The sequence below is a fragment of the Delftia sp. WY8 genome (assembly GCF_018437695.1).
Taxonomy (GTDB): domain Bacteria; phylum Pseudomonadota; class Gammaproteobacteria; order Burkholderiales; family Burkholderiaceae_C; genus Comamonas; species Comamonas tsuruhatensis.
In genome coordinates this window covers 5,178,656-5,200,292 of the sequence record NZ_CP049795.1, presented here as the reverse complement: position 1 = coordinate 5,200,292, position 21,637 = coordinate 5,178,656, and the positions used below count along the sequence as shown (strand labels likewise).

Sequence of the window (21,637 nt, the reverse complement as noted above, 5' to 3'; positions counted from 1 at the left end):
CGGGCTTGCGGCCTTCATGCACGCCAAAGTGCCCCATGCACCCTGGTGAAACCTATAATTTGACCACAGTTCCGCAATGCAGCATCGCCCTGGCCCCGACCCATGTGGCGGCCACCCCCATCGCGCAGACCGCGCCACCCTCATCCATGAAATTCCACGCCGACAAATCCGAAGCACAGAGCATCACGGGCTATGGCCCCGGCTGGGTCGCCGTGGACCGGGAAAAGTTCGAACACAGCCTGCTTGTCGGCGCCAAAGGCCTGCGCCAGGCCTGGGACTGCGCCCGCTTCGAAGACCTGACGCCTGAGCATTTCGAGGCCCTGTCCCAGCTGGATGCAGAGGTCATCATCCTGGGCAGCGGCCAGCGCAACCGCTTCCCGCCAGCGGCCTGGCTGCGCCCGCTCATGGCCCGACGCATCGGCCTGGAAAGCATGGATACGCAGGCCGCGTGTCGCACCTACAACATCCTTGCCAGCGAAGGCCGTAACGTCGTCGCGGCCCTACTCTTGGAGTAGACTCCTGCCCCCCTGATTGGGAGAAATTCCGTTTTCAGGGTAAAATTGCAGGTTGCGGTTGGGGGCATTTCCGATAAAAGCAAAAACACAAACACGGCCCTCGGCATTTCAACGACTACACCCGAGAGATATAAGCGCATGGCGATCGTTGTCAACAAACCCCTTCCCGAATTTGAAGCCAACGCTACCGGCGGGATCAAGGTGACCAACACCTCCCACACGGGCCAGATTCTGATCCTGTATTTCTACCCCAAGGACAATACGCCTGGCTGCACCACCGAAGCCATGCAGTTCCGCGACAAGTACAAGGACTTCGTGAAAGCTGGCGCCACCGTGTTTGGCGTCTCGCGCGACAACATGAAGTCGCACGACGACTTCAAGGAAAAGCTGGAACTGCCGTTCGAGCTGATCGCCGATACGGAAGAGAAGATGTGCCACATGTTCGGCGTGGTCAAGAACAAGATCATGTACGGCAAGAAGGTGAAGGGCATCGAGCGCTCCACCTTCCTGGTCGGAGCCGATGGCCTGCTGGTGCAGGAATGGCGCGGCCTGAAGGTTCCCGGTCACGTTGACGAGGTCCTCAAGGCTGTCAAGACCCTGAAGGCATTGAAGCAGGCTGCCTGATAGCAACAATCCGACAGGTGACAGAGTGCCGGCCGACATATTCAGGCCGTCCGCCTATGCATAATGGGGCAATGCCTCTTAGCAAAGACGCTTTTCCCTGTCACCCCTCCAAAGCCGCCTCGGTTTCCAGGCGGCTTTGTGCTTTTTGATCCTTGTTGAGGAACGGTTCGTCCACCATGCCCCTGCCCCCCGCACCCGGCCGCCGTGCCGCCAAGCTCTCCCCCGAAGCCTTTCTTCCCGTGCGCGGTGCCCAGCACGCAGACCCCCTGCCCGCTGACGATCTTCCCGATGCAGTCGAGGCCGTAGCTGCCGCCGCGCCACGCAAGCGCAAGCCGGCCCCGGCCTCCGCCTCCAACACCACCACCACAGCTGCAAAGCCCGCACCGGCGCGCGGCCGCAACACCAAGGCCGCATCACCGGCTCCTGCACCCGCGACTGCAGCCCCTGCCCATCGGCAGCGCCGTGCAACCGACAATTCCAACGCAACGGCAGCGCCGTCCAGCGCCCGGTCGGCCAACAGGTCGGCCACGGAAGCCAAGCCGGCAGCACTGCTGGCAGCGCCGGTTCGCCCACGCCGCACGCGCACAGGCCCGAAGACGCTGTTCGTGCTCGACACCAACGTGCTGCTGCACGACCCGACCAGCCTGTTCCGCTTCGAGGAGCACGACATCTTCCTGCCCATGGTGGTGCTGGAAGAGCTCGACGGCCACAAGAAGGGAATGACCGAAGTGGCGCGCAACGGCCGCCAGGTCAGCCGCACGCTGGATTCACTGGTCGCCTCCCAGCCCTCCGAGACGCTGGACAAGGGCCTGCCGCTGAATGCCACGGGCCAGCGCAGCGCCACCGGCATGCTGTATTTCCAGACGGAACCGCTGGAGACCTCGTTGCCCGACAGCCTGCCCCAGGGCAAGGCGGACAACCAGATCCTGGGTGTTGTCGCCGCGCTGCGCAAGAAGTTCAGCGAGCGTGAAGTCGTGCTGGTGTCCAAGGACATCAACATGCGCGTCAAGGCACGCGCCCTGGGCCTTGCGGCCGAGGACTACCAGAACGACAAGGTACTGGACGACGGCGACCTGCTGTACGCAGGCGCCCTGGCCCTGCCCCAGGACTTCTGGGCCAAGGCCGGCAAGAACGTCGAAAGCTGGCAGGAAGGCGCCATCACCTACTACCGCATCAGCGGCGCCATCGTCGACCAGCTGATGATCAACCAGTTCGTCTACCACGAGGCACCGGGCGAGCCCAGCCTGTTCATGCGCGTGACCGAGATCCGCGACAAGACGGCCGTGCTCAAGACGCTCAAGGACTTCGGCAATCCCAAGTACGCCGTCTGGGGCGTCACGGCGCGCAACCGCGAACAGAACTTCGCGATGAACCTGTTGATGAACCCGGACATCGACCTGGTCACGCTGACCGGCACGGCCGGCACGGGCAAGACCCTGCTGGCCCTGGCCGCCGGCCTGTCCCAGGTGCTGGACGACCGCCGCTACACCGAGATCATCATGACGCGCGCCACGGTCAGCGTGGGCGAGGACATCGGCTTCCTGCCCGGCACCGAGGAAGAGAAGATGGGCCCCTGGATGGGCGCCCTCGACGACAACCTCGAATTCCTGGCCAAGGGCGATGGCGGCAATGCCGGCGAATGGGGCCGCGCCGCCACCAACGAGCTGATCCGCAGCCGCATCAAGATCAAGAGCATGAACTTCATGCGCGGCCGCACCTTCCTGAACAAGTACGTCATCATCGACGAGGCCCAGAACCTGACGCCCAAGCAGATGAAGACCCTGATCACGCGCGCCGGCCCCGGCACCAAGATCATCTGCATGGGCAATCTGGCGCAGATCGACACACCCTACCTGACCGAGGGATCGTCGGGACTGACCTACGCCGTGGACCGCTTCAAGGGCTGGCCCCACAGCGGCCACATCACGCTGGCGCGCGGCGAGCGCTCGCGCCTGGCCGACTTCGCCAGCGAGGTGCTGTAAGCCATGGCGATCAGCTGGATCACGGCGCTGAAGCTGGTGCCCTGGGGCGATGTCATCGAGGCCACCCCCCAGGTCGTCAAGGCAGCCAAGAGCCTGCTGCGCAAAAAGGATGCGGAGCAGGCGGTCGGCGCGCAGCCGGCTGCAGCCGGCGAGCCGCTGGCAGCCCCGCGCTCGGCTGGCGAACAGGCTCTGCTGCTGATCCAGGCCCAGGAAGCCCGCATCACGCAGCTGGAGCAGTCACAGCGCCAGTCGCTGGAACTGATCGAGAAGCTGGCCGAGCAGAATGCCCAGATCGTGGCCACCGTGGGTGCGCTGCGCACAGGCGCCCAGCGGCTGGCCTGGGCCTGCGCCATCCTCGGCGCCTGCGTGGCAGGTCTGCTGATCCATGCCTGGCGTACATAGACCGCCCACTGCAAAAAAACCAAACGGCCCCTCGGGGCCGTTTTTCATGGAAAGCCTGAAAGCCAAGCGCTGCAATCAGTACTCGTCGCCACCACCGTAGCCCACGGCCAGGTTCTCGAAGCGCGTCTGGTTTTTCTGGAAGAACAGCTTGACCGTGCCGGTCGGGCCGTTACGCTGCTTGCCGATGATGACTTCGGCGATGTTGGGCTCCTTGCTGTCCTTGTTGTAGTAGTCATCGCGGTAGATGAACATGATGATGTCGGCATCCTGCTCGATGGCGCCCGATTCGCGCAGGTCGGACATCATGGGGCGCTTGTCGGTGCGCTGCTCCACCGAACGGTTGAGCTGGGACAGGGCAATCACCGGGCACTGCAACTCCTTGGCCAGCATCTTCAAGCCCCGCGAAATCTCGCCCAGCTCGGTCGCACGGTTGTCGGAACTGGCAGCCGAGCCCGAGCCGCTCATCAGCTGCAAATAGTCCACCACGATCAGGCCCAGCTTGCCACAGGTGCGCGCCAGGCGCCGCGCATTGGCGCGCAGCTCCGTGGGGGACAGGCCCGGTGTCTCGTCGATGTGCAGGGACACCGTGCGCAGCCGCTCGATGGCTTCCGTCAGGCGCGGCCACTCGTCATCGTTGAGCTTGCCCGTGCGCAGATTGCCCTGGTTGACGCGGCCGATGGAGCCGACGATACGAACCGCCAGCTGGGCCGCGCCCATTTCCATGGAGAAAATGGCGACCGGCAGGCCCTCGTTGAGCGCTACATGCTCGGCGATATTCACCGCAAACGAGGTCTTACCCATCGAGGGACGGGCAGCCAACACCACCAAGTCACCAGCCTGCAGGCCGCTGGTCATGCGGTCCAGATCGACGAAGCCCGTGGGCACGCCGGTCACGTCCATGGGGTTGTCGGCCATCTCCTGGACACGGTCCAGCAGGTCCACCACCAGCGTGTCGAGCGACTGGAAGCCCTGCTTGTTGCGCGCCCCCTCCTCGCCGATGGCCAGGATCTTCTGCTCGGCCTCGTCAAGGATGCGGTCCACCGTCTTGCCCTGCGGATTGAAGGCATTGGTGGCGATGTCATCACTGGCCGTCACCAGCTTGCGCAGGATGGAGCGCTCGCGCACGATCTCCGCGTAGCGCCGGATGTTGGTGGCACTGGGCACGTACTGCGCCAGCTGGTTCAGGTACAGCAGGCCGCCAATTTCCTCGGCCTTGCCCATGCCCTGCAAATGCTCGTACACCGTGATCACGTCGGCCGGCTTGCTGGCATTGATCAGCTTGCCGATGGCCTCGTAAATCAGCTTGTGCTCATGGCGGTAGAAATCACCATCCACCAGCAGATCGCCCACGCGGTCCCAGGCACTGTTGTCCAGAAGCAGGCCACCCAGCACGCTGGACTCGGACTCCATCGAATGCGGCGGCACGCGCAACTGCGCGACCTGCTGGTCGCCAGCGGGCAGCAGCGGTGCGAACGCATCATCGAGATCGAGCGGGGGCATTACGGACGACATGGAATTCCTGGAGATGAGCCCGCCATCGTAGCGGCTGGCAAAAGGCCGCGCCACCCGGCGTCATCACCCGGGCGCGGCAAAGCAAAAAGCCGCCCGAAGGCGGCTTTTTGGTGATACGGGACAAGCCCCGGATCAGGAGTGGTCGCCGTAGACCGACACCGACACTTCGACGCTGACGTCGGTGTGCAGTGCCACGACCACGGTGGCGTCGCCCACGGTCTTGATGGGACCGTTGACCAGGCGAACTTGCGACTTGGCAACGGCGAAGCCGGCCTTGGTCAGTTCTTCGGCGATGTCGGCATTGGTCACCGAACCGAACAGGCGGCCGTCAACGCCAGCCTTCTGGGTCAGCTTGACGTTCACGCCGTTGAGCTTTTCGCCCAGTTGCTGGGCAGCAGCCAGCTTTTCAGCCGCTTGCTTTTCCAGTTCGGCGCGCTTGGCTTCGAACTCGGCCTTGGCGGAAGCCGTGGCGCGACGGGCAGCGCCCGTGGGGATCAGGAAGTTGCGGGCGTAGCCGTCCTTGACCTTGACGATATCGCCGAGGCCACCGAGGTTCACAACCTTGTCGAGCAGAATGACTTGCATGGGTTGTATTCCTTAGATCTTGTGCTGGTCAGAGTAAGGAACCAGAGCCAGGAAGCGGGCGCGCTTGATGGCAGTGTTCAACTGACGCTGGTAGATGGCGCGCGTGCCGGTCAGGCGAGCGGGGACGATCTTGCCGTTTTCACCGATGAAGTCACGCAGGGTGTCCACATCCTTGTAGTCGATTTCTTCGACGCCGGCGACGGTGAAGCGGCAGAAGCGCTTGCGCTTGAACAGCAGCGACTGCGTGTTGCGCTTGGGGCGCTTGTCCTTGTTGAATTTCTTGAACGTGGCCATTTCTGGACCTCTTGAAAATTAGTTTTGTTGAATGTCCTGGATGTGAAGAACCAGCAATTTGCCGTTGCGGGGCGTTGCCAGGAAGCCTTGGAACTTCCACTGGCTGCCGAGCGCCTGGCGGGCCAGCTTTTCAGCCAGCGCGCCAAAGGCCACCGCCTTGACAGATGCCGTCACGCTGCGCTCGCTTCCCGCCTCTTTCTGCCGCGACGCATGCTCGAGTCGCAGTTCAAGGGCTGGCAGCCCTGCCGGCGTGTAGCGCAGTGCTTGAAGCTCTGCAATGGCGGCCGTCAGTACAACGTGGTTCTCCACTCCTTCAGGTTCTGACAGGGCTGGGCTCAGGCCTGTTCGGTCTGGCTGGCCTTGCGGGCCTCTTCACGCTCGACGGTCTTCATCATCGAGGAAGGAGCCGTATCGGCCTTCTTCTTCTGAACCGTCAGGTGACGCAGCACGGCATCGTTGAACTTGAAGGCATGCTCCAGCTCAGCCATCACAGCCTGGTCGGCTTCGATGTTCAGGCACAGGTAGTGGGCCTTGGCGAGCTTGTTGATCATGTAAGCCAGTTGGCGACGGCCCCAGTCTTCTTCGCGATGGACCTTGCCACCGCCAGCGGTGATCATGCCCTTGTAGCGTTCCAGCATGGCGGGAACCTGCTCGCTCTGATCCGGGTGGATCAACAAAACGATTTCGTAATGACGCATATCGACTCCTTTTGGGAAAACGCCGCCCACTGCGTCTTGTAGCGGTGCGGCAAGGCAAAGCATTGGATTCTAGCGCAGCCCTCTTCCATCTGTACACTTCGCTCTGCCCGAGACCCCGGATCTGTGTGGGGCTTTTGCCCCGTCGCCCGGCTTTTGCCCTCACCGTGTACCTCTGCCGCGCGGATGCACATGCACAAAGCCCTTGAAAATACACCGATCCGCTCGCATCTCGATTCAAGATCGTGCAATCGCCTGGCCTCCAGTCTGGCGACCGCTTTGTTTTGTAGCTGAAGTCTCTATCCATGTCTGAACAAAACTCCAACCCCTTGCAAGACGCAGCCCCGGAAGAAATCGAAGCCGCCATGGCGGCCAATGCAGCCGACGAGCTGCAGCGCCTGCAGGCCGAGCTGGCCGAACTCAAGGCCAAGAGCGCCGAGCTGGCAGACCAGTTCCTGCGCGCCAAGGCCGAGGCCGAGAATGTGCGCCGCCGCGCGGAAGACGAAGTCTCCAAGGCGCGCAAATTCGGCATCGAGAGCTTTGCCGAAAGCCTTCTGCCTGTCTGCGACAGCCTGGATGCCGCCCTGGCCATTCAACAGGCCACGCCGGAACAGCTGCGCGAAGGTGCCGACGCCACGCTGCGCCAGCTGACCTCGGCCCTTGAGCGCAACAAGGTCGTGACCATCAATCCGGCTGCCGGCGAGAAATTCGACCCCAACCTGCACCAGGCGATCAGCATGGTGCCTGCACAGCAGGAAGCCAACACCGTGGTGTCGGTGCTGCAAAAGGGCTACCTGATCGCCGACCGCATCCTGCGCCCGGCCCTCGTGACCGTGGCCCAGCCCCAGTAAGCGGGCACTCACGGCAGCACTGACAAAAAAGGGGACAAGCCCCTTGAAGCTGCGCGAGCCGGCCACAAGTTAGCAGTCATTCAAACATTTCACAGAACGCGGAGAGAACTCAAAATGGGAAAAATCATCGGTATTGACCTGGGCACCACCAATAGCTGCGTGGCCATCATGGACGGCAACACCACGCGCGTGATCGAGAACAGCGAAGGTGCGCGCACCACGCCGTCGATCATTGCGTACCAGGAAGACGGCGAGATCCTCGTCGGCGCCTCGGCCAAGCGCCAGGCGGTCACCAACCCCCGCAACACCATCTATGCCGCCAAGCGCCTGATCGGCCGCAAGTTCGACGAGAAGGAAGTGCAAAAGGACATCGACCTGATGCCCTACACCATCTCGCGCGCCGACAACGGCGACGCCTGGGTGGAAGTGCGCGGCCAGAAGCTGGCCCCGCCGCAGATTTCCGCCGAAGTGCTGCGCAAGATGAAGAAGACCGCCGAGGACTACCTGGGCGAGCCCGTGACCGAGGCCGTGATCACCGTGCCCGCTTACTTCAACGACGCCCAGCGCCAGGCCACCAAGGACGCCGGCCGCATCGCCGGCCTGGAAGTCAAGCGCATCATCAACGAACCCACGGCGGCGGCCCTGGCCTTCGGCCTGGACAAGACCGACAAGGGCGACCGCAAGATCGCCGTGTATGACCTGGGCGGCGGCACCTTCGACGTGTCCATCATCGAAATCGCCGATGTGGACGGCGAAAAGCAGTTCGAAGTGCTGTCGACCAACGGCGACACGTTCCTGGGCGGCGAAGACTTCGACCAGCGCATCATCGACTACATCATCACCGAGTTCAAGAAGGAACAGGGCGTCGATCTGTCCAAGGACGTGCTGGCCCTGCAGCGCCTGAAGGAAGCCGCCGAGAAGGCCAAGATCGAGCTGTCGAACTCGGCCCAGACCGACATCAACCTGCCCTACATCACGGCCGATGCCTCGGGTCCCAAGCACCTGAACATCAAGCTGACCCGCGCCAAGCTGGAAAGCCTGGTCGAGGACCTGATCGAGCGCACCATTGCGCCCTGCCGCACGGCCATCAAGGACGCAGGCGTGTCCGTGTCCGACATCGATGACGTCATCCTGGTCGGCGGCATGACCCGCATGCCCAAGGTGCAGGAAAAGGTCAAGGAATTCTTCGGCAAGGATCCCCGCAAGGACGTGAACCCCGACGAAGCCGTGGCCGTGGGCGCCGCCGTGCAGGGCCAGGTTCTGTCGGGTGACCGCAAGGACGTGCTGCTGCTGGACGTGACACCGCTGTCGCTGGGCATCGAGACGCTGGGTGGCGTGATGACCAAGATGATCACCAAGAACACCACCATCCCGACGAAGTTCGCACAGACCTTCTCGACGGCCGACGACAACCAGCCTGCCGTGACGATCAAGGTGTTCCAGGGCGAGCGCGAAATGGCTTCGGGCAACAAGATGCTGGGCGAGTTCAACCTCGAAGGCATCCCGCCGGCCGCGCGTGGTGTGCCCCAGATCGAAGTGGCCTTTGACATCGACGCCAACGGCATCCTGAACGTGTCCGCCAAGGACAAGGCATCGGGCAAGGAAAACAAGATCACCATCAAGGCGAACTCCGGCCTGTCCGAGGAAGAGATCCAGAAGATGGTCAAGGACGCCGAGCTGAACGCCGCCGACGACAAGAAGAAGCTGGAACTGGTCCAGGCCCGCAACCAGGGCGAGGCTGCCGTGCACAGCGTCAAGAAGAGCCTGGGCGAGCATGGCGACAAGCTCGACGCTGGCGAGAAGACCGCCATCGAGAGCGCCGTCAAGGACCTGGAAGAAGCGCTCAAGGGCGAGGACAAGGACGCCATCGACGCCAAGACCACGGCGCTGATGACGGTCAGCCAGAAGCTCGGCGAGAAGATGTACGCCGATGCACAGGCAGCGGGCGCCCCCGAGGCAGCCGCCGCCGCAGCAGCCGCCGGTGCTGCAGGCGCCTCGGCCGGTGCTGCAGCCGCTGACGACAACGTCGTCGACGCCGAAGTCAAGGAAGTCAAGAAGGACTGAACCCAGCGCGTGGTCCCTTGACGACCGCTTGCCGCCGCGCTCGGCCCTGCCAAGGGGCTGACGCGGCGTTCCTGTTCTCACTGACTGGCTAGCAAACACCATGTCCAAACGCGATTTTTACGAGGTCCTCGGCGTTGCCAAGAACGCCTCGGACGACGACATCAAGAAGGCTTATCGCAAGCTGGCGATGAAGTACCACCCTGACCGCAACCAGGGGGATGCCGCACGCGAGGCGGAAGAGAAATTCAAGGAGGCCAAGGAGGCCTACGAGATGCTCTCCGACAGCAACAAACGCGCGGCCTACGATCAGTACGGCCACGCAGGCGTGGACCCCAACCGCGGCATGGGCGGCGGCGCAGAAGGCTTTGGCGGCTTTGCCGAGGCCTTTGGCGACATCTTCGGCGACATGTTCAACCAGGGCGGGCGGCGCGGCGGCGCAGGTGGCGGCCGCCAGGTCTACCGTGGCAACGACCTCAGCTATGCCATGGAGATCACGCTGGAAGAGGCGGCCCACGGCAAGGATGCGCAGATACGCATCCCCAGCTGGGACAGCTGCGACACCTGCCACGGCAGCGGCGCCAAGCCCGGCACCAGCGCCAAGACCTGCACCACCTGCAACGGCATGGGCAGCGTGCAGATGCGCCAGGGCTTCTTCAGCGTGCAGCAGACCTGCCCGCACTGCCGAGGCACCGGCAAGATCATTCCCGAACCCTGCACCAGCTGCGGCGGCCAGGGCAAGGTCAAGCGCCAGAAGACGCTGGAAGTGAAGATTCCCGCAGGCATCGACGACGGCATGCGCATCCGCTCCTCGGGCAATGGCGAACCCGGCACCAATGGCGGGCCTGCAGGCGATCTCTACATCGAGATCCGCATCAAGGACCACGACATCTTCGAGCGCGATGGCGACGATCTGCACTGCAACGTGCCCGTGAGCTTCATCACGGCGGCGCTGGGTGGCGAGATCGAGGTACCCACCCTCTCGGGCAAGGCGGCCATCGACATCCCCGAAGGCACCCAGGCCGGCAAGCAGTTCCGCCTGCGCGGCAAGGGCATCAAGGGCGTGCGCTCCAGCTACCCCGGTGACCTGTACTGCCACATCGTGGTCGAGACGCCCGTCAAGCTGACCGAGTACCAGCGCAAGCTGCTGCGCGAGCTGGAGGAATCGCTCAAGAAGGGCGGCGCCAAGCATTCGCCCAGCGGCGAGAGCTGGACCGACAGGCTCAAGAGCTTCTTCAGCTGATGCAGCACTGAGCCCCCAACAAAAACGCCTCTTCCGAGGCGTTTTTCATTGGTGCATCCTCAACAGGGCTCAGGGAGCGGGTTTGGCCTTCCAGGCCGCCGCCTGCCGCTCCGCACGTGCGCGCTCTGCCGCGCTCAGCGGCTGGGCCATGCTGTCGCGCTTGGCCGCCAGAGAGCTGTCCTTGCCCGCTGCCAGCAGCATCCAGAAATAGGCCTGCGACGGGCTGCGCTCCACGCCCTTGCCCGAGGAATAGAGGCTGGCCAGATTGGACTGCGCCAGCGCGTCGCCCTGCTGGGCGGCACGCTCCAGCCAGCGCGCGGCCTGCTTGTCGCTGGCAGGCACGCCCTGGCCATTGGCATACAGAACGCCCAGGTTGGACTGGGCTGCGGCACTGCCCTGCTCGGCCGCCTTCTCCAGCCAGTGTGCGGCCTGCGCCATGTCGCGATCGACCACGCCACCCTCGGCATAGAGCATGCCGGCGTTGAATTGCGCATCGACATGGCCCTGGCCTGCCGCCGCCACGAACCAGCGCAGCGCCTGCGCCACATCCTCGGCCACGCCCCGGCCCGTGGCATACATCACGCCCAGGCTGTACTGGCCGGCCGCCTCCCCCTGTTCGGCCGAGCGCTGGAACCATTGCACGGCCTGGACGGGATCCTTGGCGGCTCCGCGCCCTTCGGCAAGCATCAGGCCCAGGTTGTTCTGTGCCACGGCGTCACCCTGCTCGGCCGCCTTGCGATACCACTGCACGGCCTGCGCATCGTCGCGCACCACGCCACGGCCATTGGCGTACATCAAACCCAGGTCGGACTGAGCCGGCGCATAGCCTTGCTGGGCCGATTTCTCATACCACCGGGCGGCAGTCTCCGCATCCAGGGCAACGCCCTGGCCGCGCTTGTACAGCGAGCCCAGCGCGTACTGGGCGCTGGCCTCGCCCTGCTCGGCATGCTGCTGCAGCGCTGCAAGCTCGGCAGCGCTCAGGCCGGACTCACCCTTGGACGCGCCGCCACCTGCAGCTGCAGCCCCCGCTGCGGCAGCGCCGCCCACCACGCCTGCAGCGGCGGCCGCCTTGGCAGGTGCGCTGCGGGTGGTGGCAGGTGCCGGCTTGCCCTTGGATTTGACGGCGGTCTTGCCTGTCGGCCTCGCAGCTGCCTTGGCCGCAGGCTTGGCCGGAGCCTTCGCGCCGCTCTTGGCCGTGTTCTTCGCCGGTGGCTGCGGCTTGGCAGACGCCGGGACGGCCATGCAGGACAGGGCTGCGGCCAGCAGCAATGACAGGCCTGCAGGCAGGGCTCGCAGGCCCGTCGGGTATCGATCGTTCATATGCTCTTATTTTTGCAGCAATCCATGCAGGCGACTGGCGCAAAGATTGACAAATTCTTTCAGTATGCAACCGGCGTTCCGGCGGGCATGGTTGCCCGCAGCCATCGCCATGAGGCATGACCCCCATCTCCATGAAATCGCACGACATCACCAAAGACATCGCGCTTGAAGATGACAGATCGATGACTTGTGCGAGAAAATCCATTCAACTTCTCCTAATGAGAAGCCTGAACCCCACCACATGAAGAATTCAGAGCGCAGTTTTGCACGGCGCATAGACCTTACCTCCTTGCAGCTGTTCGTGGCTGTCTGCGAACTTGGCAGCATCGGACGAGCGGCAGAGCGCGAGTTCATCGCCGCTTCGGCGGTGAGCAAGCGCCTGTCCGACCTCGAGGCCACCGTGGACACGGCCCTGCTGTATCGCCACAGCCGTGGCGTGACACTCACTCCTGCCGGCGAAAGCCTGCTGCACCACGCGCGCAACGTGCTGTATGGCCTGGAGCGCATGCAGGGCGAGCTGTCCGAGTACGCCGATGGCGTGCGCGGCCATGTACGCATCCACGCCAATATGTCGGCCATCGTGCAGTTCCTGCCGGAAGACCTGGGCGTCTTCGCGCGCAAGCATGGCCAGGTCAAGATCGACCTGCAGGAGCAGCTCAGCCCCGCCGTGCTGGCGGCGGTGCAGGAAGGCACGGCCGACATCGGCATCTGCTCCATGGCATACATGCCGCTGGGCAATGGCCAGGCTACTCCCGCGCTGCAGCACCGCCCCTACCGCGAGGACCGGCTGGTCGTCGTGGTGCCCGAGCAGCACGCGCTGGCGCACAGCGACAGCGTGGCCTTTGCCGATGTGCTCGAATGGGACATCGTCAGCCTGCAGGCCGGCTCCTCCATCAGCCTGGCCATGCGTGCGGCTGCGGCCCAGGCCGGGCATGCGCTGCACCAGCGCATCCAGGTCACCAGCCTGGATGCCATGTGCCGCATGATCGACAACGGCCTGGGCGTGGGACTGATCCCCGACCGCGCCTTCGAGCTCATGCACGGCGTGGGCCATCTGCGCGCCCTGGAGCTCAGCGACGACTGGGCACGGCGCGAGCTGAGCATCGTGGCGCGCGACTTCGACGCGCTACCCGTTACGGCCCGCCTGCTGGTGGAGCACCTGAGCCCGCCGGCCAGCGCATCCTGAAGGCCCCTTGGCCCCCGGATGCACATCCAAGAATTTCCCCACGACACCAACCATTCGAGAACGCCATGGGACGCACCCTCTACGACAAGATCTTCGACGAGCATGTCATCCACACCGAGGATGACGGCACCGCCGTCCTCTACATCGACCGCCACCTGGTGCACGAAGTCACCAGCCCCCAGGCCTTCGAAGGCCTGCGCATGGCCGGCCGCAAGCTGTGGCGCATCAGCTCCGTGGTGGCCACGGCCGACCACAACACACCCACCGACGGCTGGGAGCGCGGCTATGACGGCATTGCCGACCCCATCAGCAAGGAACAGATCACCACGCTGAACACCAACATCGGCGAGTTCGGCTCTGCGGCCTTCTTTCCCTTCATGGACAAGGGCCAGGGCATCGTCCACGTCATGGGTCCCGAGCAAGGCGCCACCCTGCCCGGCATGACCGTGGTCTGCGGCGACAGCCACACGTCCACGCATGGGGCCTTCGGCGCACTGGCCCACGGCATCGGCACCTCCGAAGTCGAGCACGTGATGGCCACCCAGACCCTGCTGGCCAAGAAGGCCAAGAACATGCTGATCAACGTCAGCGGCAAGGCGGCGCCCGGCATCACGGCCAAGGACATCGTGCTGGCCATCATCGGCAAGATCGGCACGGCCGGCGGCACGGGCTACACCATCGAGTTCGCAGGCGAGGCCATCCGCGACCTGAGCATGGAAGGCCGCATGACGGTCTGCAACATGGCCATCGAAGGCGGCGCACGCGCCGGTCTGGTGGCCGTGGACGACAAGACCATCGCCTACGTCAAGGGCCGCCCGCTGGCGCCCACGGGCGCCGAATGGGACGCCGCCGTCGCCTACTGGAAGACGCTGCACTCGGACCCCGACGCAAAGTTCGACCGCGTGGTCGAGCTGCAGGCCAGCGAGATCGTGCCGCAGGTCACCTGGGGCACCTCGCCCGAAATGGTGCTGGGCGTGGATGCCCGCGTGCCCGATCCCGACAAGGAAAAGGATGCCAGCAAGCGCGGCGCCATCGAGCGCGCGCTAACCTACATGGCGCTGGAACCCGGCAAGGCCATCGACGACATCTTCGTGGACAAGGTCTTCATCGGCTCGTGCACCAACAGCCGCATCGAAGACATGCGCGAAGCCGCCGCCGTGGTCAAGAAGCTGGGCCAGAAGGTGGCACGCAACATCAAGCTGGCCATGGTGGTGCCCGGATCGGGCCTGGTCAAGGAGCAGGCCGAGCGCGAAGGCCTGGACCAGATCTTCAAGGCGGCAGGCTTTGAATGGCGCGAACCCGGCTGCTCCATGTGCCTGGCCATGAACGCCGACCGCCTGGAGCCCGGCGAGCGCTGCGCCTCCACCAGCAACCGCAACTTCGAAGGCCGCCAGGGCGCGGGCGGACGCACCCACCTGGTGAGCCCCGCCATGGCCGCTGCCGCGGCCATCCACGGCCACTTCGTGGACATCCGCAGGTTCTCCTGATCCGATCCCGCAACTGCCCCGCCTGCACACCATGAAGCCCTCCTTCTCGATCCTCCTGATCGGCCTGGCCTTCACCCTGGCCGCCTGCAATACCGTCAAGGGCATTGGCCAGGACGTGCAAAGCGCGGGCAGCGCCATCGAACGCGCCGCCCGCTGAACCCCGAATCCGATACAGCCATGCAACAATTCACCGTGCACAAGGGCCTTGTCGCCCCCATGGACCGCGAGAACGTCGACACCGACGCCATCATTCCCAAGCAGTTCCTCAAGTCGATCAAGAAGACCGGCTTCGGTGTGAACCTGTTCGACGAGTGGCGCTACCTGGACCATGGCGAACCCGGCCAGGACCCGGCCTCGCGCAAGCCCAACCCCGACTTCGTGCTCAATCAGCCGCGCTATGCGGGCGCCTCCATCCTGGTCGCACGCAAGAACTTCGGCTGCGGCTCCAGCCGCGAGCACGCGCCCTGGGCCCTGGACCAGTACGGCTTTCGCACCATCCTGGCACCCAGCTTCGCCGACATCTTCTTCAACAACTGCTTCAAGAACGGCCTGCTGCCCATCGTGCTGCCCGAAGCCACGATCGACATGCTGTTCAACGAGATCGCGGCCTTCCCCGGCTACGAGCTGACCATCGACCTGGACCGCCAGGTGATCGTGCGCCCGCAGGGCGAGGAGATCCCCTTCGACGTCATTGCCTTCCGCAAGTACTGCCTGCTCAACGGTTTTGACGACATCGGCCTGACCCTGCGCCATGCCGACAAGATCCGCGCCTACGAGGCCGAGCGCCTGGCCACCAAGCCCTGGCTGGCCCACACGCTGGTGCAGCGCTGATCGATCTCCACTTGCGCGCATCAATGGGCCGCAGGCGTTGCTGAACCAGCCGCCGGCGGCCTTCCACCATCCGAACAGTCTCTCAAAAGGAACACCATGAAAATCGCAGTCTTGCCCGGTGATGGCATCGGCCCCGAAATCGTTGCGGAAGCCGTGAAGGTGCTGGGCGCCCTGGGCCTGGACTTCGACATGCAGACGGCCCCCGTGGGCGGCGCTGCCTACGAAGCTGCCGGCCACCCGTTGCCCGAATCCACGCTGAAGCTGGCCATGGAGTCCGACGCCGTGCTGTTCGGCGCCGTGGGCGACTGGAAGTACGACACGCTGGACCGCCCGCTGCGCCCCGAGCAGGCCATCCTGGGCCTGCGCAAGCACATGGGCCTGTTTGCCAACTTCCGCCCGGCCATCTGCTATGCGGAGCTGACCCATGCCTCCAGCCTCAAGCCCGAACTGGTCGCAGGCCTGGACATCCTCATCATCCGCGAGCTGACCGGCGACATCTACTTCGGCCAGCCGCGCGGCCGCCGCGTGGCCACCGACGGCCACTTCCCCGGCGCCGAGGAAGCCTTCGACACCATGCGCTACTCCAAGCCCGAAATCGAGCGCATCGCCCACGTGGCCTTCCAGGCCGCGCAAAAGCGCAGCAAGCGCGTGACCAGCGTGGACAAGGCCAACGTGCTGGAAACCTTCCAGTTCTGGAAGGACGTGGTCACCGAGGTAGGCCAGCAGTACCCCGACGTGCAACTGGACCACATGTACGTGGACAACGCCGCCATGCAACTGGTCAAGGAGCCCAAGCGCTTCGACGTGGTGGTCACGGGCAATATGTTTGGCGACATCCTGTCCGATGAAGCCTCCATGCTCACCGGCTCCATCGGCATGCTGCCCTCCGCCTCGCTCAACGCCAAGGGCCAGGGTCTGTACGAGCCCAGCCATGGCTCGGCCCCCGACATTGCGGGCAAGGGCATTGCCAATCCGCTGGCCACCATCCTGTCGGCTGCGATGATGCTGCGCTTCTCGCTGAACCAGGAGGCTGCTGCACAGCGCATCGAAGCCGCCGTGCAAAAGGTCCTGGCCCAGGGCCTGCGCACGGCCGACATCCACAGCGAAGGCACGACCAAGGTCTCCACCCGCGAGATGGGCGATGCCGTGGTGGCCGCGCTGGCCTGACGTCCACGACAGCCGCGAGCCTCCGGGCTTGCGGCTGCCTGGCCTGGCCTGGCCTGGCCTGGCCTGGCCAGGATTTTCCAGAACTTGGCAAAGCGTCAAAACAGACGTCTGCTTTTCGCCATTTCGACGAAGATATTCATCAAACAGACATTCTCTTTCCTGGCGTATTCGCTAGAATGACTGCTCTTATGTTTGCCGCCCGCCCGTTCCTCCTGCTGAACATTGCACCCGCCGCCCAGGCTGGTGTGGCCGTGCGCGCAATCACATCCACAACCATTACGACAATCAAAGGCTGACCCAGCCCGGTTCGTCGTGCGCCCTCACCTGGCCCAGACGAGCCGGGCGACAACAGTTTTGATCCAGCACTGTTTTCACACTGAAAGGGCGTTTCAAAAATGAGCAAGCAATTGGTAGGCCTGGTGGGCTGGCGCGGCATGGTCGGCTCCGTGCTGATGGACCGCATGCAGGCAGAGGGCGATTTCGACCTGATCGAGCCCGTTTTCTTCTCCACCTCCAACGCCGGCGGCAAGGCCCCGGCCATGGCGAAGACCCACACCGAGCTGCGCAATGCCAACGACATTGCCGAGCTGTCCAAGTGCGACATCATCATCACCTGCCAGGGCGGTGACTACACCAAGGAAGTCTTCCCCCAGCTGCGCGCCTCGGGCTGGAACGGCCACTGGATCGATGCCGCATCGTCGCTGCGCATGGAAGGCGATGCCGTCATCGTGCTCGACCCCGTCAATGAAGGCCTGATCCAGTCCAAGCTCGCCGCGGGCGGCAAGAACTGGATTGGCGGCAACTGCACCAACTCCATCCTGCTGATGGGGCTGGGCGGCCTGTTCAAGGCCGGTCTCGTGGAATGGGTCAGCTCCATGACCTACCAGGCAGCCTCCGGTGGCGGCGCCAACCACATGCGCGAACTGCTCAAGGGCATGGGCGTGGTGCATGCGGCCGTGGCCGACGAGCTGGCCACGCCCGCCTCCGCCATCCTGGATATCGACCGCAAGGTGGCTCAGACCATCCGCACCGATGTGCCCACCGAATTCTTCGGCGCGCCTCTGGCTGGCGGCCTGATCCCCTGGATCGACGCACAGCTGGACAACGGCCAGTCCAAGGAAGAGTGGAAGGGCCAGGCCGAGGTCAACAAGATCCTGGGCACGGAGCAGACCATTCCCGTCGACGGCCTGTGCGTGCGCATCGGCGCCATGCGCTGCCACAGCCTGGCGCTGACCCTCAAGCTCAAGAAGGACCTGCCCCTGCAGGAGCTGGAAGCCATCATCAAGTCCGGCAACCCCTGGGTGAAGTGGGTGCCCAATGAACGCGCCATCACCGTCAAGGAACTGACGCCCGCCGCCATCACCGGCGGCCTGGAAGTCGGCGTGGGCCGCGTGCGCAAGCTGAACATGGGCCCCGAATACCTGTCGGCCTTCGTGATCGGCGACCAACTGCTGTGGGGCGCCGCCGAGCCGCTGCGCCGCATGCTGCGCATCCTGCTGGCCGCCTGAGCACCGCCGGCTTGAGCCAACACAAAAAGCGCCATGTCCTGGCCCGGGACATGGCGCTTTTTTCGGCTTTAAACCCTGTGCGATTGGGCACAATGCCCAAGTCTCTTGTCCCCTGACTGTAGGCGGTTGCCTACAATCACCGAAGATACATTGTGTTTCTTCTCGTTGCCGTTCGACAACAACTGGCAGCGTTCACCGGCAACCAGACGCTTGCGATCCTATAGCGTGGCCGACAATGCGACCCAAGCACCTTGGTATATGGCGTGCCATCTATCCCCGGGTAAATTTCAATTACATGTGCAAACGCGGGCATCCTCACAATAACAATAGTGCCCGCCCAATTGCATCCACACAGGTTTGACGCTTTATGCATCGTTGGAAACTCTCTGTGCTGGCCGCTGCGGCCGTCGTCTCGGTCGCACTGCCCGCCTCCGAGGCCTGGGCACTGGCTCTGGGCCGGGTGAACGTGCAATCGGCCCTGGGCGAGCCCCTGCGTGCCGAAGTCGAAATCCCCCAGATCACGGCGGCTGAAGCCGAAGGCCTGCGCGTGGGCGTGGCCTCTCCCGGCGTCTTCCGCACCCAGGGCATGGAGTACAACGCCACGGCCAGCCAGGTGCGCGTCAGCGTGCAGCGTCGCGCGGACGGATCGGCCGTGCTGCGACTCACAAGCACCCAGCCCGTCAACGAGCCCTTTGTCGATCTGGTGATCGACGCCAGCTGGGCCTCGGGCAACCTGCAGCGCAACTACACCCTGCTGCTGGATCCGCCCACCCTGCAAAAGCTGCCGCCTGCCGTGACGGCTGCGGCCCAGGCCTCCGCCCCCGAACCGGGCGCCGCACCGCGCCGCGCCGCGCCGGCCCCCTCGCCAGCTGCCGCAGGCAACACCGAGGAAAGCCGTCCAGCCCCTGCTCCGGCAGCCCCGCGCCGGAGCACCGCATCAGCCCGCGAGCGCGCTGCTGCAGCGCCGGCGCCGTCCGAAGCATCCGAGGTCCGCATCAAGACCGGAGACACGGCTGGCCGCATTGCCGCCGCCCACCTGCCCGCAGGCGTTTCGCTGGACCAGATGCTGGTGGCCATGCTGCGCTCCAATCCCAAGGCCTTCATCAACGGCAATGTGAACCGCATGCGCTCCGGCGCCGTGCTCACCGTGCCTGACGAGGCCACGGCACAGGCCACCTCGCCGCGCGAGGCGCGCCAGATCGTTGCAGCCCAGTCCCGGGATTTCAACCAGTTCCGCCGCCAGCTGGCCAGCGCCGCGCCGGCCGCGCCCGTGGCATCGGCCAATCGTGAAGCATCGGGCAGCGTCCAGGCCCAGGTCGAAGACCGCAAGCCCTCCACCGCCGCACCCGACAAGCTCACCCTGTCCAAAGGTGCTGTCAAGGGCGTGGAGGCAGACGAGCGCCTGGCCAAGCAAAAGCAGTCCGACGACCAGGCATCGCGCACGGCCGAACTGCAGCGCAACATGTCCGAGCTGAGCCAGATCGCCGCCGCCACCAAGCCCGCCGAAGGTGCTGCTGCAGCACCTGCCTCGGCAGCCGGCGGCACGGCAAACGGCGTGGCTGTGCCGGGCGCGCCGACCGTGCCTGCAGCGCCTGAAGCTGCAGCGCCCCAGACAACGCCCCCGGCCCCGGCGGCGCCTGCCGATGCAGCCGCTGCGGCCGCTGCCGCCACCGCTGCTGCTCCAGACGCCGCAGCCAATGCTGCCGGCCCGGCAGCGCCCGCGGCAGAAGCCGTGCCCGCCACGCCCGCTCCTGCCGAGCCGCCGAAGCCCAAGCCGGCACCCGCCCCCGTCGCACCGATCGCCGAGCCCAGCTTCATCGATACGCTGATGGAAGATCCCACCATCCCGCTGGCCGGCGCCGCCTTGCTGGCCCTGCTGCTGGGCTATGGTGGCTACCGCGTCATGCAGCGCCGCCGCGCTGCCGCAGCCTCCAGCGAAAGCGCCTTTGGCGACAGCCAGCTCGCGGCCGATTCCTTCTTTGGAGCCAGTGGCGGCCAACGCGTGGATACCGGCACATCGAGCCAGCTGTCGGGCACCTCCATGCACTACTCGCCCAGTCAGCTCGATGCCGGCGATGTGGACCCCGTGGCCGAGGCCGATGTCTACCTGGCCTATGGCCGCGACCTGCAGGCAGAGGAAATCCTCAAGGAAGCCCTGCGCACCGATCCCAGCCGCACCGCACTGCACCAGAAGCTGGCCGACATCTACGCCAAGCGCCATGACCGCAAGGCCTTCGAGGCCGTCGCGCAGACCCTGCACGGCCTGACCCAGGGCAAGGGCGTGGACTGGCAGCGCCTGGCCGACCAGGGCCGCATCCTGGACCCGGAAAACGCCCTCTACCAGCCTGCCGGCGCCGCGCCCCTGTCTGCTGCCGCCGTTGCCGGCGGCGCCGCAGCGGCAGCTGCCGGACTGGCGGCCGCCTCGCTGGCCAGCCGCCCCCTGGACATGGAGGCGCACCGCGAAGGCCCTGCCACCCTGCCCATGGACCTGGACATGGACCTCAACATGGACCTGCCCGGCGGCCTGGCCGACGCCAGCCTGCCCGCGCAGCACGCCAGCCCGCTGCCCGCACCGGCCCCCATGCCCAGCGAACAGGACTTCGCTGCGCTGGAGCCCACGCTGCGCGCACCACTGGAGCCCATGCAGCCCGCAGCAAGCGAGGCGCCTCGCATGGATCCCCGCGTGGAGCCGCCTGCTGCATCGCTGGACATGCCCGGCTTCCAGCCCACGGCCCATGCCTCGCTGACGGATGCCCTGAACCACAGCAGCGCCATGAGCGACATGCAGCCGACCGAGATGCTGCCGCTGGACATGCCCGTCACACGGCAGGTCACGGACAGCTTCCCGGCCACCGAACCCTCGCCCCTGACCGGTTCCACCACGGACGACAGCCACGCCAGTACCGATCTGCTGTCGCTGGACGCCATGGAGTTCAACCTGGAAGACCTGGGCACCGAGGCGCCAGCCCAAGCGCCGGCAGCAGCGCATTCCGGCGGCGTGCTGGAAACGGCGGCCAAGGCCAAGCCGGAACCGGCCGAATCGCTGGAATTCGACTTGGGCAGCCTGTCCCTGGACCTGGGCAATGACACTCCCACGGCCGCAACGCCGCCTTCGGCGCCCGAGGACCCGCTGGCCACCAAGCTCGCCCTGGCCCAGGAATTCAATGCCATCGGCGACAGCGACGGAGCCCGTACACTCATCGAGGAAGTGATCTCCGAGGCCCACGGCGATCTCAAGGCCAAAGCCCAGCGCCTCCTTGCCGAGATAGACTGAAGCCCGACGGCGCCTGCCCAGGCGCCGCGTGCCGGTTTCGCGTGACAGGGTGGTACATGCCACCATGGAAAACTGACAACTTGATGCACACCCAACCCAT

General features: G+C 65.1%; 20 protein-coding genes. 14 read left to right on the top strand and 6 right to left on the bottom strand.

Features of this window, described 5'->3' with window-relative positions:
• Positions 1 to 146 precede the first annotated feature (146 nt).
• The 4 genes from G4D77_RS23885 to G4D77_RS23870 all read left to right on the top strand — a co-directional run bounded on the left by G4D77_RS23885 (position 147) and on the right by G4D77_RS23870 (position 3,523).
• Positions 147 to 515 carry an Mth938-like domain-containing protein gene (locus tag G4D77_RS23885; protein WP_017407848.1) on the top strand — a complete coding sequence of 123 codons (369 nt, stop codon included), beginning with the start codon at positions 147 to 149 and terminating at the stop codon, positions 513 to 515.
• A gap of 138 nt (positions 516 to 653) precedes the next feature.
• Entirely contained in the window at positions 654 to 1,139 is a 486-nt protein-coding gene (locus tag G4D77_RS23880; RefSeq protein ID WP_012207021.1) for a peroxiredoxin, read from the top strand.
• A gap of 176 nt (positions 1,140 to 1,315) precedes the next feature.
• On the top strand, positions 1,316 to 3,121 hold the full coding sequence (locus tag G4D77_RS23875; protein ID WP_016447752.1) for a PhoH family protein: 1,806 nt from the start codon (positions 1,316 to 1,318) through the stop codon (positions 3,119 to 3,121).
• A gap of 3 nt (positions 3,122 to 3,124) precedes the next feature.
• On the top strand, positions 3,125 to 3,523 hold the full coding sequence (locus G4D77_RS23870) for a hypothetical protein (RefSeq protein WP_016447753.1): 399 nt from the start codon (positions 3,125 to 3,127) through the stop codon (positions 3,521 to 3,523).
• Positions 3,524 to 3,598: 75 nt separating this feature from the next.
• Here the strand turns inward: G4D77_RS23870 and dnaB are convergent, their stop codons facing one another.
• The 5 genes from dnaB to rpsF all read right to left on the bottom strand — a co-directional run bounded on the left by dnaB (position 3,599) and on the right by rpsF (position 6,612).
• Positions 3,599 to 5,035, bottom strand: coding sequence for a replicative DNA helicase (gene dnaB / locus G4D77_RS23865; protein ID WP_016447754.1), 1,437 nt, complete (start codon positions 5,033 to 5,035; stop codon positions 3,599 to 3,601).
• 132 nt (positions 5,036 to 5,167) lie between these two features.
• On the bottom strand, positions 5,168 to 5,620 hold the full coding sequence (gene rplI, locus G4D77_RS23860; RefSeq protein ID WP_016447755.1) for a 50S ribosomal protein L9: 453 nt from the start codon (positions 5,618 to 5,620) through the stop codon (positions 5,168 to 5,170).
• A 12-nt stretch (positions 5,621 to 5,632) separates the two neighbouring features.
• The gene (gene rpsR / locus G4D77_RS23855; protein ID WP_012207026.1) at positions 5,633 to 5,914 is read right to left on the bottom strand and encodes a 30S ribosomal protein S18; all 282 of its coding nucleotides are present in this window, start codon (positions 5,912 to 5,914) and stop codon (positions 5,633 to 5,635) included.
• 18 nt (positions 5,915 to 5,932) lie between these two features.
• Complete coding sequence (priB, locus tag G4D77_RS23850) at positions 5,933 to 6,223, bottom strand: primosomal replication protein N (RefSeq protein WP_016451191.1); 291 nt, start codon at positions 6,221 to 6,223, stop codon at positions 5,933 to 5,935.
• Between the two features lie 26 nt (positions 6,224 to 6,249).
• A complete protein-coding gene (rpsF, locus tag G4D77_RS23845) occupies positions 6,250 to 6,612 on the bottom strand; it encodes a 30S ribosomal protein S6 (protein WP_012207028.1) in 363 nt (120 codons plus the stop codon).
• Positions 6,613 to 6,914: 302 nt separating this feature from the next.
• On the opposite strand from rpsF, the gene grpE reads away from it, so the two are divergent.
• The 3 genes from grpE (at position 6,915) to dnaJ (ending at position 10,764) form a co-directional block, all read left to right on the top strand.
• Positions 6,915 to 7,460: a nucleotide exchange factor GrpE gene (grpE, locus tag G4D77_RS23840; RefSeq protein WP_016447757.1), complete on the top strand. Its 546-nt coding sequence runs from the start codon at positions 6,915 to 6,917 to the stop codon at positions 7,458 to 7,460.
• Between the two features lie 114 nt (positions 7,461 to 7,574).
• Positions 7,575 to 9,524: a molecular chaperone DnaK gene (gene dnaK / locus G4D77_RS23835; protein ID WP_016447758.1), complete on the top strand. Its 1,950-nt coding sequence runs from the start codon at positions 7,575 to 7,577 to the stop codon at positions 9,522 to 9,524.
• Positions 9,525 to 9,624: 100 nt separating this feature from the next.
• Positions 9,625 to 10,764, top strand: a complete 1,140-nt coding sequence (gene dnaJ / locus G4D77_RS23830) for a molecular chaperone DnaJ (protein WP_017405356.1) — start codon at positions 9,625 to 9,627, stop codon at positions 10,762 to 10,764.
• Positions 10,765 to 10,833: 69 nt separating this feature from the next.
• Here dnaJ and G4D77_RS23825 read toward each other — a convergent pair whose 3' ends face one another.
• Positions 10,834 to 12,084, bottom strand: coding sequence for a tetratricopeptide repeat protein (locus G4D77_RS23825; protein WP_227740930.1), 1,251 nt, complete (start codon positions 12,082 to 12,084; stop codon positions 10,834 to 10,836).
• 241 nt (positions 12,085 to 12,325) lie between these two features.
• On the opposite strand from G4D77_RS23825, the gene G4D77_RS23820 reads away from it, so the two are divergent.
• The 7 genes from G4D77_RS23820 (at position 12,326) to G4D77_RS23790 (ending at position 21,537) form a co-directional block, all read left to right on the top strand.
• Entirely contained in the window at positions 12,326 to 13,270 is a 945-nt protein-coding gene (locus tag G4D77_RS23820) for a LysR family transcriptional regulator (protein WP_016447761.1), read from the top strand.
• Between the two features lie 65 nt (positions 13,271 to 13,335).
• On the top strand, positions 13,336 to 14,757 hold the full coding sequence (gene leuC / locus G4D77_RS23815; RefSeq protein ID WP_046238500.1) for a 3-isopropylmalate dehydratase large subunit: 1,422 nt from the start codon (positions 13,336 to 13,338) through the stop codon (positions 14,755 to 14,757).
• A gap of 31 nt (positions 14,758 to 14,788) precedes the next feature.
• Positions 14,789 to 14,914 (top strand): entericidin A/B family lipoprotein, encoded by a 126-nt coding sequence (locus G4D77_RS23810; RefSeq protein WP_012207035.1) that lies wholly within the window; start codon positions 14,789 to 14,791, stop codon positions 14,912 to 14,914.
• A 20-nt stretch (positions 14,915 to 14,934) separates the two neighbouring features.
• Positions 14,935 to 15,588: a 3-isopropylmalate dehydratase small subunit gene (gene leuD, locus G4D77_RS23805; RefSeq protein WP_213757747.1), complete on the top strand. Its 654-nt coding sequence runs from the start codon at positions 14,935 to 14,937 to the stop codon at positions 15,586 to 15,588.
• Between the two features lie 96 nt (positions 15,589 to 15,684).
• Positions 15,685 to 16,755 carry a 3-isopropylmalate dehydrogenase gene (leuB, locus tag G4D77_RS23800; RefSeq protein WP_016447764.1) on the top strand — a complete coding sequence of 357 codons (1,071 nt, stop codon included), beginning with the start codon at positions 15,685 to 15,687 and terminating at the stop codon, positions 16,753 to 16,755.
• Between the two features lie 395 nt (positions 16,756 to 17,150).
• Positions 17,151 to 18,263, top strand: a complete 1,113-nt coding sequence (asd, locus tag G4D77_RS23795; RefSeq protein ID WP_016447765.1) for an aspartate-semialdehyde dehydrogenase — start codon at positions 17,151 to 17,153, stop codon at positions 18,261 to 18,263.
• A gap of 367 nt (positions 18,264 to 18,630) precedes the next feature.
• Positions 18,631 to 21,537 carry a motility hub landmark protein FimV gene (locus G4D77_RS23790; protein WP_026062376.1) on the top strand — a complete coding sequence of 969 codons (2,907 nt, stop codon included), beginning with the start codon at positions 18,631 to 18,633 and terminating at the stop codon, positions 21,535 to 21,537.
• The last annotated feature ends 100 nt before the right edge of the window (positions 21,538 to 21,637 follow it).